The following is a 16,088-nucleotide window of genomic DNA, read 5'->3' as shown; positions in this document are numbered from 1 at the left end:
AATAATACTTAATTTATAGTGTTATCACAATTAAGATATATTTATACATAGAAAGGTATGATTAAGGTGAATAAAAAAATATATAGCAAAATTGAAGAGAGTCTTCAAAAAGGAGAGGAAATTTGCTGGATTAATGATAAAAAAATTGATTTTTCTGCTTATGATTCACCATTTGAAACTAGTGACATAGATAATGCAGAAAATCGTTTACATAGATTTTTATCATATATTCAAGCAGAGTTTCCAGAAGTAAAAGATGGTATAATAGAATCCCCTTTACAAGAAATTTCACAAATGAAAAATGCAATGAATGAAAAATATAATTTGATTATTAAAGGGCGTTTAATGATTAAGAGAGATGATTTGCTTCCTATTGCAGGTTCTGTTAAGGCAAGGGGAGGAATATATGAAATTCTTAAATATGCTGAAAAATTAGCAATAGAAAATAATTTGATTACACCAGAAGATGATTATATTCGTTTTAGAGAGCCTAAGTTTAAAGAATTATTTAGTAAATATACCGTTCAAGTTGGTTCAACCGGAAATCTTGGACTAAGTATAGGTATAATGAGTGCAGCGATGGGATTCAATGCAGTTGTTCATATGTCAGATGATGCAAAAGAGTGGAAAAAGAAAAGGCTTAGAGATAATGGTGTGAAAGTTATTGAGCATACTTGTAACTATGAAAAAGCTGTTGATAGTGGTCGTAAGGAATCGGCAAATGATAAATATAGTTATTTTGTTGATGATGAAAGATCTAAAGATTTATTTTTGGGATACAGTGTTGCTGGAAGAAGATTAAAAAAACAATTATGTGACATGAAGATACAAGTTAATGAAAAATCACCATTGTTTGTTTATATACCTTGTGGAATAGGAGGAGCTCCAGGAGGTATAACATATGGCTTGAAAACTGAATTTGGAGATAATGTTCATTGTTTTTTTGTAGAGCCAACTAATGCTCCTTGTATGTTATTAGGAATGGTGTCAGGTTTGCATGATAAGATATGTGTACAGGATATAGGAATATCAGGTAAAACAGAGGCAGATGGATTAGCAGTAGGGAGACCTTCTATGTTTATAGGGAAAATTATGGATAATATTTTAAGTGGATTGTTTACGGTTAAAGATAATAAATTGGTTGAATATTTAAAACTGCTTTATAATACAGAAAATATATATTTAGAACCTTCAGCTACTGCAGCTTTTAAATGTATAGAAGATATAATGTCAAATATAGCATGTCTTGATTATTTAAATAAACATAAAAATATTGATGTAAACAATATAACTCATATAGTTTGGGCTACTGGAGGGAAATTTGTTCCTGAAGAAATAAAAAAACAACATTTAAATAATATGAATTAAAACTTATTGGGGAGGTATATGTATGGAAAGTGTTGATATAGGAAGTAAAATTCAAGAGTTTAGAATGAGTAAAAATTTAACTATTAAAGATTTGGCTCAAAAGTCTGGTATAACATCATCCATGTTAAGTCAAATAGAAAAAAAGCAAACCAATCCATCAATTAATACGTTAAAACAAATATCTATAGCATTGGAAGTCCCCTTATTTTTCTTTTTTATGGGAGATGAAGAAAAAGAACATAAAATAGTACATCCAAATAACCGAAAAAGAATTGGATTTCCGGATCAAAATGAATTTAAATATGAGCTTTTAACTCCAGATACAAATGGAACCATAGAATTTTGTTTAATGACTATTCCACCAAATAATATTCATCCTAATGATATAAGCCATATAGGTGAAGAAGTAGCATATATAATGTATGGAGAAGTAAGTTTGTATTTAGATTCTGTAGAATACATAATGTGCAAAGGTGACAGCATTAGGATTAAAGCAAATGTAAAGCATAAGTGGATAAATTCATCGAATGATAAGGCTATTGTTATATTCGCTATAACACCGCCTACATTTTAATAAAAAATATTATAAATGAGCAAACTGATATAAGTGAAAAATTAAATTACATTTAGATAGTTTATAAATGCCATAACGCTGTGTTACTTTAAATCGATAAATCTATCTAAATAAAGCAAATGTATTTATTTATATCATATATCGTAGTTTGCATATTTATAGTAAGCATTAAATCTATAATAATATAAAAAAAGAAAGGATGATTAACATGTCTGGTAAAAATTATAGTGCATACCCTTTTTCTGGGATACCTTCATTTTTAAGAGCACCTATTGCAACTAAAGAAAATAAATTGGCTGAAAGTGATTATACTATTGGTATTATAGGTGTTCCGTTTGACGAGGGATGTCCTTTTGTACCTGGCTCAAGATTTTGTGCAAGAGCAATGAGAGAGCAATCATTAAGATTTAGTGAAAGAGGATATTATGATCATCAAGATAAAAAAACTTATCTAGGAGATGAATTGGCTAGGAAAAAAATGGTTGATTTTGGAGATGTAAATATTATCCCTACCGATGTTGAAGGAAGTTTTGAAAGAATAACTGAAGCAGCAAAAAAAGTTATTGATAAAGATGCATTGCTTATAGCCATGGGAGGAGATCATGCAATAACTTATCCTGTTGTAAGGGCGTTCAAAGGAAAACCTATTCATGTTTTACATTTAGATTCCCATACTGATTTTTTACCGATACAACCAAATTTTAAAAATACCAATACTCACCCTTTTACGCATATTAGTAAAATGGAGCATGTAAAAAGTTTAACGCAAGTAGGATATAGAAGTATTAGGGACTTCACTGGATTAGATTCAGCTGCTCAAGGAAACAGAGTAATAGGAATGGAAGAATTTAGAGAGTTGGGACCAAAAGGTATTGCTAATATTTTACCTGAAGGTGAACCATGTTATGTTTCAATTGATATTGATGTTTTAGATTCTTCACTTGTTCCTGGTTGTGTTTCTGCAGAACCAAATGGAATGATGTATGCAGAGTTAAGAGATATATTGGCAGAGGTGGCAAAGCACAACCAAATTGTTGGTTTTGATATGGTAGAAGTTTCACCAGACCTAGATGTTGGAACAAATATAACATCTTACTTAGCAACACAAATTGTTGTAGAATTTTTAGGTAAGATATGTGATCAACCTTATTGGAAGAAGAGATATGATGAATAGCTAAAAATATAATATTAAAGGGTTATGTTTAATTTAATCAAGTATATTTTTCTAGTTTAAGTTTAAATTTGAATTAAGTAAATAGAATATATAAAAATTCTTTTTTAACTCCATAGGGCTTTGATTTTATCAATACAGCAAAAATTCTGAAAAGGGCATGCATGAGAATACATAGCATAGTATTTAGAAGATACCCTATTGGTAGTAGAGATTTCCTCCTTTTGTAGATTGTACTTTGGTATAATTCTAAAATATGTGAGGAAATCTCATGATATATAATTGAGTAAATAATAAATAAGCTTATGGGGTAGTGAAAGGCATGAAATTCATCTAATCTTTATGTTGTATATAATTTAGGAGGCGCATATTTATGAAGACAGAGAAAACCATAACTGAAAATTATATAGATCTACACAATAAAAAACACTATTCGGAAGCTGAATTAAACGATATGAATTTTATTGATAGTATTAAAGTTGATAACAATCAGAGAAAAAAGGGTTTGATTAAAGCATTAATTTTCACAACAATAGCATTGTTCATATTTTTCATACCATTATCTATTAATGGTGAATCTACTATATTATTCGGATATATTTACGGAACATTGAAAAAAATGATTGGAATAGCGGGGCTTTGGATATGTGCATTTTTCATAGCTGGAAATGCAATAATTAGTTTTTATGGTAAGTATAAGGCATCAAAAGACAGTAAGTTATATGACCTTTACAGTGGAGATTCCAAGGCGCATCCTTTTATATATTTGGCAGGTGCAGTATTCATGGTATTATTTACTATCGATCGAAGTTTTTCATGGTTTAGCGGTCCTGAATTTATTGTTTCACCTGACATTGGAGGAGTAGTTATAAATGGCGTAGTTTTGGCAACATTATGGGTTCTTCCGTTGAGCGCAATTTTTATGCCGTTTTTACTTAACTATGGAGGAATCGATTTTATAGGAACACTGATGGAACCATTGATGCGTCCAATATTCAGAGTTCCTGGGAAAAGTTCTGTAGATGCTATATCTTCATTTGTTTCATCATCATCAGTTGCAGTTCTAATAACTAATAATTTATATAAAAACAATGTTTACACAAAAAGAGAAGCAATTGTAATTACAACGTGTTTTAGTGCCGTAAGTGTTGGATTTGCGTCAGTGGTAATTTCAACGGCAGGTATGGGACATGATTTTTCAAAAATTTATTTTCTATCACTATTTTTATCTTTTGTGATTTCTATTATAATGTGTAGAATACCACCATTAAAAAACAGAGAAGATGTTTATTACAATGGTAAAGTTCAAACAGAAGAAGATAGAAAAACTCTCGATACAACTTCTGAAAGCCTAGTAAATAAAGCTGTATCAAGAGCTGCAAAAAAAGCATTGCTTTCTGAGAATATTACAAAACATATAAAAACTAATATTAAAGAAGCTATGTCAGTTATGCCAAAAGTATTATCATTTACTGTTGCTGCAGGTATAATAGGTCTTATTATTGCTGAGTATACACCGGTATTTGAATGGATAGGAATGATTTTTTTACCTCTTTTAAAGATTTGCGGTGTACCATCACCTGAAATTATTGCTCCTGCATTAACAGTTGGAATTGCAGAAATGTTTCTCCCTGTACTGATGATAAAAAGTCATATAACTGTAATGACAGAAGCTGCAAGATTCTTTATTGTAGTTGTATCTATGGTACAGATTATATTTTTCTCAGAAACTGCATCATTGATTTTAGCAACTAAAATGCCTGTTAAAGCACGTGAATTAGTAATAATCTTCTTTGAAAGAACACTTATTGCAATTCCACTAGTTGCACTTGTAATGCATATATTATATTAAAGTAAAATACTCTTAGTTGAGAATAGTGTATAAACCTTTTCTTAACTAAGAGTATTATTTTTATGTACTATTTTACCAGCTAATAGATTCAAAAGATTTTTATTGATCAACATGAAGACATTATTAAATACTAATCCTAGAAAATAAAAAGAGATGCTAAATGCTTTTTATTGAGAGGAAAAATGTTTTAGAATTACAGATCTCCTTATTAATAAAAAAGTTTATTATGATACTATGCTTATCTAAATTTAAAGAACAAAAAATTCACTTTCCATACTAAGAAGCAAATCAAGTTAGTATTATAGAATTAGCCAAGCTAAAAGAGGTATTTTGTAACAGGCTATATTAATGGTGATAAAAGAAAAATTAATGCAGGAGACTATGCTAATAAAAAATAGAACTATAGGCCTAGTAAGATTTATATTCAAAAATTTTGGAGTTAAATGAAAAATTATAGGAAAGAAAAATAAAGTACTAATTAAATTAGGGAAAAACTAAGATTAATAATAGGAAGGTAGGTAAAGGGTTAAATGATAGATGTTCCTTCTGCAATAGTAAATAACACAATATTAGTACATTTAAGATACGAAAGTAAACATTTAGTACAAATGTAATGTGTTATAAGACTAGAAAGTTAAACAGTTAAAAATAATGATTATCAAGTAGAGTATACCCTATTTTATATAAGGTGAAAATATAGGGAGACAAATTGTCTTATTTTGCAAAATATGATATAATTTATTGAAAATAACATCATATTTTTAATGAGGAGAGGGTATCTTTGAGAGAATTACAAATGATATACAGAAGAAATAAATTATGCATAAAATTATTATTTGCATGTCAAGTTTTAACTTTACTTCTTTGTGTTTTAACACATAAACCTATTACTACAACATTAATAATATTAGGTTCATGCATAGTTATAGTATTACCAGCATCTATATTTACTTACAAAAAAATTTTCACAAAAGTTACTATGTACATCGTTACATTTGGAATTATTATTATTTCATTCATGATGATGACTAGTACTCCAGACATCACGGCTTATTTAATGATATATTTTGGTTTATTCTTAGTTGCATTGTATCAAGAAATAAAACCTTTAATTTTAACTGGGTTGGCAGGAGTTTTATTTACTAATTACTTTTATTTTTATGAACATGATGCTATGTTTCCAACTTGTGAAATTAGTGGCTTATGTACGTTGAATTTATTTCTGATTTTAGGAACTATATTATTAATTTTTCAGTGTAGATTTAGCGAAAAGTTAAGAAATGAAGTTGAAGAGAAGCAGGAAGAAACTTTAAAATCTAAAGAAAAGATAGAAAGTATTTTCAATAAGATAAAATCATCAGTTAATACTTTAAATGACGTTAATAATAGTTTGAAGAACGATGTTAATGTTACTGGTGAAATATCTAATGATATAACAAATATTTTTAATCAAATAACTGCTTCAATTGAAGAAGAAGCTGGATGTGTTGAAGAAATCTCATCATCTATTATGTGTACTGAAGATGAGATGAAAAATGCCTTAGATGCTACTAAAAATATGAGTGAATCTTCTATTAATACTGTTGACATTGTTAATAATGGTTGTGAGCTTGTAAACAAATTAGACAGTGGCATGGAAAATGTGAATTATACAATTAATGATACTGTAGAATTAGTAAATGAATTGAACGATCAAATGCAGCAAATAGAAGATATTTTAAGTACAATTAATAACATAGCACAGCAAACAAATCTCTTAGCTTTGAATGCTTCTATTGAGGCAGCAAGAGCTGGTGAACATGGTAAAGGTTTTACTGTTGTAGCTGACGAAGTTAAAAATCTTGCGGAGGATTCAAAAAATTCAACTGAAAAAATTTCATCTATTTTGGTTCAAATTAGAGAAAGAACAGGTGAAGTAGCTAAACAGATAGTGTCTGTTCAAAAATCTGTAAAAGATAGTAAAGCTTCAACAGAAGTTGTTAACGGGGTATTTAAACAAGTTTCAGATAATACTAATGTTGTAGTAGAAAAAGCAGATGATGTTTATAATATGATTAAGGATATTGAAAATTCATACAATGTAGTAGTAAGAGAAATTTCAGGTATATCTGACACTACTGTTCAGAATGCGGCTTCTGTTCAAGAAACATTATCAAAAGTAGAAGATCAAGATAATAAAATGAATGACATCGTTAATCAATTTGACGAATTGGACAACCTAATTGCTGAATTAAGAAAATTAACAAAACACTAAAAACCGAATGTAAGAGTGAATTTGTACAAATTGCTAACAAACCCAGAGGGTTTTTCAAATTTACGATTATAAAAAATGTGAAAGTAGGAATATACAGCGTAATGTTTAGGCTTTTAAATAAAATGTTTTATATTACAGTCAGAATGGAGCTTTAAGTCAAGAAAAAGTTTTATAAACATAAAGCCTCCAGTAGAGTTATCAAGTAAACGTAAACCTTTTGATTACATATGTTTATGTAAATAGAAAATCGTACATATTATTCAATAAATTTTGCACAACTTGATGAAATGAAGTATCTTTATATAAAGGCAATAAGCATATACACAGTATGTACAAAAGAATGTTTGAGGCACAGAAGAAATGGTATAGACAAATACATTTTAATGAATTTTGTTGTAACGAACTATTGGTTTCCAATAGTTCGTTTTTTGTAGAGTTTATAGACAATTGAAAATGCTATTTTTGTAGTTGTTAATATTTAGTAATAGGAATTTTATTATTTTAAAGTACTAATTTCATAAATTATATTGACATTCATTGAGAATGCTGATAATATTAAAAACAGCTCTAAAAAAACAAATGTATTTCTACGGCATACACCAAAGGAGAGATTTTATGAAAAAACTACCTATAATAGTTAAATTATCAATGGGAATAATATTCGGAATAATATTAGGTTTAATATGCAAAGCTACTCAGAATTATATAGTTGGAAGACTGTTCATTACTTTCACGGATTTATTTGCTAACTTCTTAACTTTTATAATTCCATGTATAATCTTAGCTTTTGTAGCACCTGGAATTGCAGATCTAGGGAGCAAGTCGGGAAAATTATTGTTTATCACAGCAGGGATAGCATATGTTTCAACAATAATTTCAGGAATATTAGCTTACTTTGTAGGAATATCAATATTACCTAAAATAATTAAAGCAGGTAATATAGCTGCAGAATCTGACATGAATTTAAAGCCGTTTTTTTCAATAGAAATACCTCCAGCTATGGGGGTTATGACAGCATTAATTTTAGCCTTTATGTTGGGTTTAGGCATGGCGCATATAAAAGGAAAAACTTTATTGGGTGTTTTAGCAGATTTTCAAAATATAGTTGAGCTGGTAGTCAAAAACGTACTTATACCTTTTGTACCGTTGTATATTGTGGGAATATTCACAAAGCTTACAATATCAGGAAAAATATTTAATACGTTAAAAACTTTTTCATCTGTATTTATCATTTTAATTGCTTTACAGATAATATATCTGTTGATTCAGTACACTATAGTATGGTTTGTTAGTGGGAAAAATCCATTTAAATCTCTAAAAAATATGCTGCCAGCATACATGATGGCTTTAGGAACACAGTCTTCAGCGGCAACAATACCAATGACGCTTCAAAGTACTAGAAATAATGGGGTTTCAGAAGATGTATCTGGATTTGTAGTACCTCTTTGTGCAACAATTCATCTTGCAGGTGATACTATAACTTTAGTTATAACATCTATGGGAGTAATGTTAATGAATGGAGTAAATCCAACAATAGGAGCTATTTTACCATTTATATTTATGCTAGGCATTACAATGATAGCAGCTCCAGGAATACCTGCCGGAGGAGTTATGGCAGCGTTAGGGTTACTACAAGATATGCTTTTGTTTACAAAAGCTCAGCAAGGAATTATGATTGCATTACATGCAGCTCAAGATAGTTTTGGAACAGCAACTAATGTTACTGGTGATGGAGCTATAGCCATTATAGTAGATACTATAGCTAAAAGAAGAAAAGGAAAAATCGAAAATTAATGTCAATAATGATATTACTATTGAAATAATTAAAGTTAGTTAGCTCTCATTTAAGTGAGGGCAAATTTTTTGTCCAATAAATATAGGCATAATACCAGTTATAAGAGTAAGTGGAAATGAAGATATTGATATAGATGCGACAGGTTTAAAGAAGGAAGTAATTCAGTAGGAGATAAAATAATAGACAAAATTCAAAGAGTTGCAAATGGTGATTTAACTACTATAGAAGGTTATTGGTGAATCTATCATGACACGATATCAAAAATATCAAAGGTTTAAAAGCTTTTAAATATTAAATGTAGAAGATAATAGATTATATTGAGAAACTAGTTTAAAAGTACTCCTTATAAACAATGATTGAAAATGAGATGTTGTTTATAAGGAGTACTTTGATAGGTCAAAATTTTAGCTCATTAAAAAATACAAAATATTCATAGAAAAGCAGAAAATATTTCTAGTATAGTGCTAGTATTAGAAATGTTTATATTAAAAAAAGGGTTAATTTTTCTATAAAATAATATACCTATGTTATGACTAAACAACCTAGAACGATTTTTTAAATAGAACATACTTTAATAGTATAATAAAAAATAAATTAATTAGGATTTTGAGGTGAGTTTTACCTATGACTGGAGGATATAAAGGAAGCGTTCCTATTTGGATTCGTAAACCAGAATTATTTAAACATGTTCCAACTGTTAAAGTAACGAAAAAAGGTGTACCAGAAAAACCACTGCCTTTTGAACATTTGGAAGAACGGATGACAGGTGCTGAAAGAGAGCAAGAAGCCCAAGCAGAAAACATAACAGAACTAACAGATGATGTAGGAGGACTATCGGGTGATGTAGAATTACTAACAGGTGATGTAGAATTACTAACAGAAGATGTAGATTCACTGTCACATGAAGTAGAAAGAGTTTCCATACCTAGTGGAGTTATTGTTATGTGGAGTGGTAGTACAGTTCCAGAAGATTGGCTGTTATGTGATGGAACTAATGGAACTTTGGATTTAAGAGACCATTTTATATATGGGGCTCAAAACCTTGAGGATATTGGTCCAGTTGAAGATCGGATATCATTACATCCAGAAGGCAGTGACTTATGCTATAAATTAGCATATATCATGAAAGAGTAATTGGAATTTGTTGAAAATAAATAAATATAGGTTATAAAAAAAGCTTCTTTTTGACTAAAATGAAAAGATTAATGTCAGAAAGGAGTTTTTTTATACAAAGGAACGTCAACTGAATAAAAACAAGTAAAATTGATAATAAACAATGGTGTGTACATTAGAAAATAGACAATATATGATATGATTAAGATAATAAAAATAAAATTCGTATAATATAAAAAAATAGAAATCAATAAATGTTCTATGGAAAAAGATTTACCAAACGAGGACAAGTAATAGTAGAATATTTTTTGAATAATAAAGAAAGCATTAGGCTTTACGAACTTTCTAATCAATGAAAGTCTTAAAGCCTAATTATAAATAATTAATGATGGATTTAAAAATTGTTAACTTTATAGACTTATTTCATTTTAAAGAAGTCAATAGAAAACCTGATGAATTAGACAATGTTAAGTTTAGTTGACAAATTTCAAACGGTAATTGGTAGCATTCAACCGTAAAAATCTATAAACTATAACCGAGGTGAGGAAGATGGAATTTAGCAAAAAGTTATTAGAATTACGAAAAGCTAAGGGCTTATCTCAAGATGAGTTAGGTAACCAATTAAATGTATCTAGACAAACTATTTCAAAATGGGAATTAGGAGAAACAACTCCAGAAATGGGAAAATTAATTTTATTGAGTGATTATTTTGAAATTTCTCTCGATAAGCTTGTAAAGGGGAACGAAAGTAAGAGTGATACAAAGGAAGATACCACTAATTTTAATACCCCTAAAAAACGTATTAATAATACACTTCTTATTGTTCTATTAATAATAGGATTTGTATTTTTGATTGATTTTGTAATGATGATAATATATTTTGTTAAAAATGGGTTTCCATCTTAAAAACAATGTACCTCACTATTTGATAATACAATTAGGAGGATATAGTTTATGATAAAAATATTAAAAATGATTAATCCGTTTAAAGAGTATACTGGGAAGACTCCAGAGAGTTTGTATATTGTTAATAAGGTTTTAGGATTCATTCTTATATATGGTATATCAGCATTGATTGGTGAAGCGATAGTATTAATGGGTTTTTCTATTTCAGGTTATAATATTTTGAACGGGGAAATGCCTGACATGGATACTATGCTACTGGTGAAATACTATGGTTTCATTATTTACATAGTAAGCACAATACTATATTGCAAGTTGGTTGAAAAAAGATCAGTTAATACTATGGGGTTTTCTAAAAATAACGCAATATTTTCTTATATAAAAGGGCTGGTTGTGGCTGTTATTGTATTGATAATAGCTATTGTAGCAGCAATGATTACTGGCTCAATATCATACATAGGTGTTAGTAAAAATATCGATATAGTTTTGTATATTGCCTATTTCGGTGGATTTTTTATTCAGGGAATGGCAGAGGAAGTAATGTGCAGAGGTTTCTTGATGACCTCACTTTTAAAAAGAACATCAGTTGTAACATCAGTCTTAGTTAGTTCGCTGGTATTTGCTTATCCTCACTTTTCAACATTGTTTGAAAGTGGAGTAATAATCGGAGTCATTGGCATAATAAACCTTATGTTATTTTCTGTGTTTTTGTCTTTGTATATGATTAAAGACGGTAACATATGGGTATCATGTGCAATCCATAGTATATGGAATTTTCTTTTGGCAGTCATATGTGGAATAAATGTTAGTGGCAGCAATCAAGCATCTTCAATTTTAGCTTTTTCTGTGAATGAAAACTTAATTATTCTTAATGGTGGTAAATATGGTTTGGAAGCAAGTGTTCTATTGACGATTATTTTGGTTTTGTGTATCATTTTGATTTTTACCAGAAAGAAAAAGAAATTAAGCATAGAAAAACCAATAGAAGAGTAACTTAAGATGACAAAGTGTGATGTAATCTAATGTCTTATAGAAAGGATTAAATAAAATATATTTAAGCTGATAAATGTAGGTGGAATAAGCTTAATAGAACTGTTCGTGTTGCAGCAGCAGATGAGGATTATGTCGGTACAAATATTTAAAATAAAAATCTATTAGCATTATGAGTTCAATGCCCTTTGATACAGTTTAATCATATTATTATTTGGATGTATTCCTAATTCTCTATATAAAGTCATTTGATAAGTTTTATATGTATTAATAGCTGCAATATTATTATTAAATTGAATATGTAAATTCATAAGTAGCTCGTAAGCTGTTTCTGATAAATTATCTGTTTCAATCAGTCTTTCCAAGTATACTTTTGACATGTCATAGTTTTTAAGCTTAATATAGTAATTTGCAGTTTTTAATAGTGCTTGAAGATATACTTTCTCAAGACCCTTTTGCGTATTAGTAATCCAAAGGTTGTCAAAGGAGTTTATAAACTTTTTATTATAGAGCTTTATTGCATGTTCTATGTTATTTATATTTTGACTGTTAATTTCTCTGGTAAATTGAAATACATCACAGTCAATTTTTTCTTTGCTAATAGAGTAGCGTTTATTCTTATACTGTAAACTATTAGAGATTCCTATTTTTTTTAGTAGAGATCTTATTTCATAAGAATATGTATATAGAAGATTTGAACTTTTTTTAGGATCTTTTTCTGGCCATAAAGCTTCCAGTATCTCTTCTTTTAGTGTTCCTTCTTTGGTATTTAGCAATAAATAGGCTAACAGTTCGTGTGCCTTCGTTGTTTTTAACTGGTATTCTTTTAAATAATTATTATTAGAATCGAGAATAGCCATATTGCCAAAAAGTTTCACATAGATTAATGGCTTTACTTTTGATTTACAACTAATATGTATATCTTTAATATTTTCTATATTTTCTTTTGTTTGAGGAGATCTTTTTAAAACTTTATTGATAAATTCAACAAAAATTCCCTGATCTTTAGCAAATTGAACAAGTGGATTTAAATTTGGATTATAGGAAACAAAACCTTCAATATAATTGTTTTTTTCTGCTAATTCTAGGCATTTGATTGTAGATTCAAGGGCTAAATCTCTTTTGTCAAGAATTAAATAAATATTAGCTTTCATCATGTGACAAAGACTAATTAAAGTTTGAGCGTTTATTTTTTTGCCAATAATTAAAGATTGATTAACTGTGTTCAAAGCTTGTTTAATTTCTCCTTTTGCAAGAGATATATAACTTCCAAAAACATTACAAACAGCCTTATTGAATTCAGAATTTTTTTTAGAATTTTCTATAGCTTTTTCTATTAAATAAATACCTTTTTGTTTTTCATTATAGTCAATTAATATTTTTCCATATAAAGCTTCATGCCATGTCCATTGAAAATCATTGATATCTAATAAAGTAAATAACTCACTAGCTTTATCAAAATAGGTCAGAGCTTTGTTTTTTTTACCATAATCATGATATATTAAGGCCAGCTGATGATATGCTCTGGGCAAATCATTTAATAGTCCGAGTCTTTCTTTAATAGAAATTTCTTTTATAATCAGCTCATGAGCTTTATCAGTTTCGCCCCAATCCCTATATATTCTAGCCATAGTTGATCGCTGTGAATAATATTCTTTTTCAAATTCACTTATACTATCTTCCAAATTTTCATATTTACTATAAGCTTGCTTATAGTAATCTATAGCTTTATAGTATTCTCCAGATGCATAATAAGTTGCTCCAAGATGTTCTAAAAACAAGGCTGTAAAATATTGAGTATCTTCCTTATTCGATCTATCAATTATTTTTTTTAAAGTATAAATGGCTTCACGAAGATTTCCAATCCAAAGCAATATATTTATTTTTTCTAAAATTATTTTATACCAATGATTAATACTCTCTTTTTCCAAAATTGGAATAATCATATTTATTATATTTAAGCTATCTTCATATTTCCCCATTTTTCTATAAGAATTTGCTTTATAGAATAATGCTTTAACATAAACCTTATTGTTATTATCCTTGTTCATTAATATCGCTTTGTCTAGTAGTACAATGGACTTTTGCCATTTTGTTAGGTGATTGTATATCATTCCTTTTAAAAGTAACAATAGAGCGTTATTTGTACATAAGTGATTAGGTAATAGTTTCAGCCATTTTTCAACTGTTTTTATACTTCCTTTTTCCAGAAGCTGAATTCCAGTGTTTTGTATTTCTATTACAGCTACTTCATACTCTTGAGCTAAGATATATAAATCAATAGCTTGTACAATATCTCCATAGGACAAATAGAAATCTGCAGTTCTTTTATAATATGGTTTTTTATCGGGTAATTGTGTTTGAAGAAATTTTCTAAATAATTGATGATATCTATAATGCCCATCAGCTGTATCTATTTCAATTATAAACAGGTTCTTGCGTTTTAAAGTTCCTAATATTACATCAGAGTTTTGAATATGGAGTAAAGCATTACATATTGAGACAGATAATTCATTTAGCATAGAAGTAGCGAGTAAAAATGATTTTAACTCCTGAGATAGCTGTGAATATATTTCTTCCATAAAATAATGATATAGTTCATCATAATTTTTTGTGTTAATAAGTGCTTGTGGTTTTATTAAATTGTCATTTGTTGCTAATGACAATTTAATTAGTGATATACCAACTGCCCAGCCATCTGATTCGTCCTTGATTTTTTGAAATACATCATCCTCAAAATTGAATTTTTCAGAAAAATAGGCTCTGATTTCACTCAAGTTAAACTTGAGGTTGTTAGCCTTTATTATATTGACCATTCCATGATTTTTATATCTGATAATATTCAAAGGTACCTGATAACGACTAGAGAGAATAACGTATAGCTTCTCCGGTAAATACATTATTAACTCCTGTAAAAATTGGTGTATCACAGGGTTGTTGATGACATGATAATCTTCCAAAACTATAATAAGAGGTTGATGAACATATGACTCCAGTTCTTTAATTAGTAAAATCACATAAAGTCTTAGTTCATTAATCTGTTGTTCTGATTTGTTTAAATGTTCTAGTAATTTAGAAGAATAAGAACAGTGTTGAGATATGCTAGTAACTAGATAACGAAGAAAAGTTATTATATCATTATCATATTCATCAAGTTGATACCATATGGTTTGTTGATTAGTCCAACGAATAAATTGTGAAATTAGTACAGTTTTACCACTACCTGATGGAGCGGAAATAATTGATATTTTAGATCCGTTATTATATTTAAATAAATCATATAATCTTTCACGTTCAATTACGTCACTATTTATTACAGGAGGTGTAATTTTAGATGATATGCAATAATTTTCCGTCATAGTCAACATTCCCTTTTTCCAAATCTTTTATATATTATATCAAGATTCAACAATAATTGCCAATGGAAAATAGCAATTATAGGTTATTTTTAGATTGATTTTAGATTTTTTTTAGATTCTAAAGATATAATGAAATGTGGTCTTATAAAATTAGTTAATATTATAAATATGTAGAATAAATTAATAAGAGAGGTCTTGAATTATGAAAAAAAATCATATAATCAGAATACTTGCTATATCAATTTCAATTATATATTTTAGTAATTGTTTAGGTTTAAACTTTATAAATAGTGTTTACGCGAATAATGATGTAATAAGTGAACGTATAGTCAGTGAAGAAGAAGGAATAGCTAGTGAAGATGGAATAGCTAGTGAAGAAGAAGGAGTAGCTAGTGAAGAAGAAGGAGTAGCTAGTGAAGAAGAGGGAGTAGCTAGTGAAGAAGAAAGAATAGCTAGTGAAGAAGAAGGAATAGCTAGTGAAGAAGAAAGAATAGCTAGTGAAGAAGAAAGAATAGCTAGTGAAGAAGAAGGGATAGCTAGTGAAGAAGAAAGAATAGCTAGTGAAGAAGAAGGGATAGCTAGTGAAGAAGAAAGAATAGCTAGTGAAGAAGAAGGGATAGCTAGTGAAGAAGAAGGAGTAGCTAGTGAAGAAGAGGGAATAGCTAGTGAAGAAGAAAGAATAGCTAGTGAAGAAGAAGGAATAGCTCTG

The 16,088-nt window shown here is 28.9% G+C and carries 11 protein-coding genes; 10 read left to right on the top strand and 1 reads right to left on the bottom strand.

All coding sequences use genetic code 11. The features are described from left to right. Positions 1-66 precede the first annotated feature (66 nt). The 9 genes from AYC61_RS05000 to AYC61_RS04960 all read left to right on the top strand — a co-directional run bounded on the left by AYC61_RS05000 (position 67) and on the right by AYC61_RS04960 (position 12,023). Complete coding sequence (locus AYC61_RS05000; protein WP_420806805.1) at positions 67-1,368, top strand: D-serine ammonia-lyase; 1,302 nt, start codon at positions 67-69, stop codon at positions 1,366-1,368. Between the two features lie 22 nt (positions 1,369-1,390). Next, on the top strand, positions 1,391-1,942 hold the full coding sequence (locus AYC61_RS04995) for a helix-turn-helix domain-containing protein (protein ID WP_066497736.1): 552 nt from the start codon (positions 1,391-1,393) through the stop codon (positions 1,940-1,942). Positions 1,943-2,150: 208 nt separating this feature from the next. Then, the gene (locus tag AYC61_RS04990; protein ID WP_066497735.1) at positions 2,151-3,116 is read left to right on the top strand and encodes an arginase family protein; all 966 of its coding nucleotides are present in this window, start codon (positions 2,151-2,153) and stop codon (positions 3,114-3,116) included. 370 nt (positions 3,117-3,486) lie between these two features. Then, entirely contained in the window at positions 3,487-4,965 is a 1,479-nt protein-coding gene (locus tag AYC61_RS04985; protein WP_202906805.1) for a YjiH family protein, read from the top strand. 781 nt (positions 4,966-5,746) lie between these two features. Next, complete coding sequence (locus AYC61_RS04980) at positions 5,747-7,219, top strand: methyl-accepting chemotaxis protein (RefSeq protein WP_066497733.1); 1,473 nt, start codon at positions 5,747-5,749, stop codon at positions 7,217-7,219. 615 nt (positions 7,220-7,834) lie between these two features. Further along, a complete protein-coding gene (locus tag AYC61_RS04975) occupies positions 7,835-9,013 on the top strand; it encodes a dicarboxylate/amino acid:cation symporter (protein ID WP_066497731.1) in 1,179 nt (392 codons plus the stop codon). 625 nt (positions 9,014-9,638) lie between these two features. Then, positions 9,639-10,148, top strand: a complete 510-nt coding sequence (locus AYC61_RS04970; RefSeq protein WP_066497729.1) for a tail fiber protein — start codon at positions 9,639-9,641, stop codon at positions 10,146-10,148. Positions 10,149-10,676: 528 nt separating this feature from the next. Continuing rightward, positions 10,677-11,033 carry a helix-turn-helix domain-containing protein gene (locus AYC61_RS04965; RefSeq protein ID WP_066497727.1) on the top strand — a complete coding sequence of 119 codons (357 nt, stop codon included), beginning with the start codon at positions 10,677-10,679 and terminating at the stop codon, positions 11,031-11,033. Positions 11,034-11,081: 48 nt separating this feature from the next. Continuing rightward, complete coding sequence (locus AYC61_RS04960) at positions 11,082-12,023, top strand: CPBP family intramembrane glutamic endopeptidase (RefSeq protein WP_066497724.1); 942 nt, start codon at positions 11,082-11,084, stop codon at positions 12,021-12,023. Positions 12,024-12,190: 167 nt separating this feature from the next. Here AYC61_RS04960 and AYC61_RS04955 read toward each other — a convergent pair whose 3' ends face one another. Then, positions 12,191-15,379: a winged helix-turn-helix domain-containing protein gene (locus tag AYC61_RS04955; RefSeq protein ID WP_066497723.1), complete on the bottom strand. Its 3,189-nt coding sequence runs from the start codon at positions 15,377-15,379 to the stop codon at positions 12,191-12,193. Between the two features lie 202 nt (positions 15,380-15,581). On the opposite strand from AYC61_RS04955, the gene AYC61_RS21055 reads away from it, so the two are divergent. Further along, a partial coding sequence (locus AYC61_RS21055) for a hypothetical protein (protein ID WP_202906804.1) occupies positions 15,582-16,088 on the top strand: 507 nt, incomplete at its 3' end.

Source organism: Abyssisolibacter fermentans (assembly GCF_001559865.1).
Lineage (GTDB): Bacteria > Bacillota > Clostridia > Tissierellales > MCWD3 > Abyssisolibacter > Abyssisolibacter fermentans.
Note: the sequence above shows the minus strand (reverse complement) of the source record. Positions and strands in the feature narration are given on the sequence as shown.

Bases quoted from the DNA above. Each gene is read 5' to 3' on its own strand.
- AYC61_RS04995 (WP_066497736.1), top strand. From the start codon at position 1,391: ATGGAAAGTGTTGATATAGGAAGTAAAATTCAAGAGTTTAGAATGAGT.
- AYC61_RS04990 (WP_066497735.1), top strand. From the start codon at position 2,151: ATGTCTGGTAAAAATTATAGTGCATACCCTTTTTCTGGGATACCTTCA.
- AYC61_RS04985 (WP_202906805.1), top strand. From the start codon at position 3,487: ATGAAGACAGAGAAAACCATAACTGAAAATTATATAGATCTACACAAT.
- AYC61_RS04975 (WP_066497731.1), top strand. From the start codon at position 7,835: ATGAAAAAACTACCTATAATAGTTAAATTATCAATGGGAATAATATTC.
- AYC61_RS04970 (WP_066497729.1), top strand. From the start codon at position 9,639: ATGACTGGAGGATATAAAGGAAGCGTTCCTATTTGGATTCGTAAACCA.
- AYC61_RS04965 (WP_066497727.1), top strand. From the start codon at position 10,677: ATGGAATTTAGCAAAAAGTTATTAGAATTACGAAAAGCTAAGGGCTTA.
- AYC61_RS04960 (WP_066497724.1), top strand. From the start codon at position 11,082: ATGATAAAAATATTAAAAATGATTAATCCGTTTAAAGAGTATACTGGG.
- AYC61_RS04955 (WP_066497723.1), bottom strand. From the start codon at position 15,379: ATGACGGAAAATTATTGCATATCATCTAAAATTACACCTCCTGTAATA.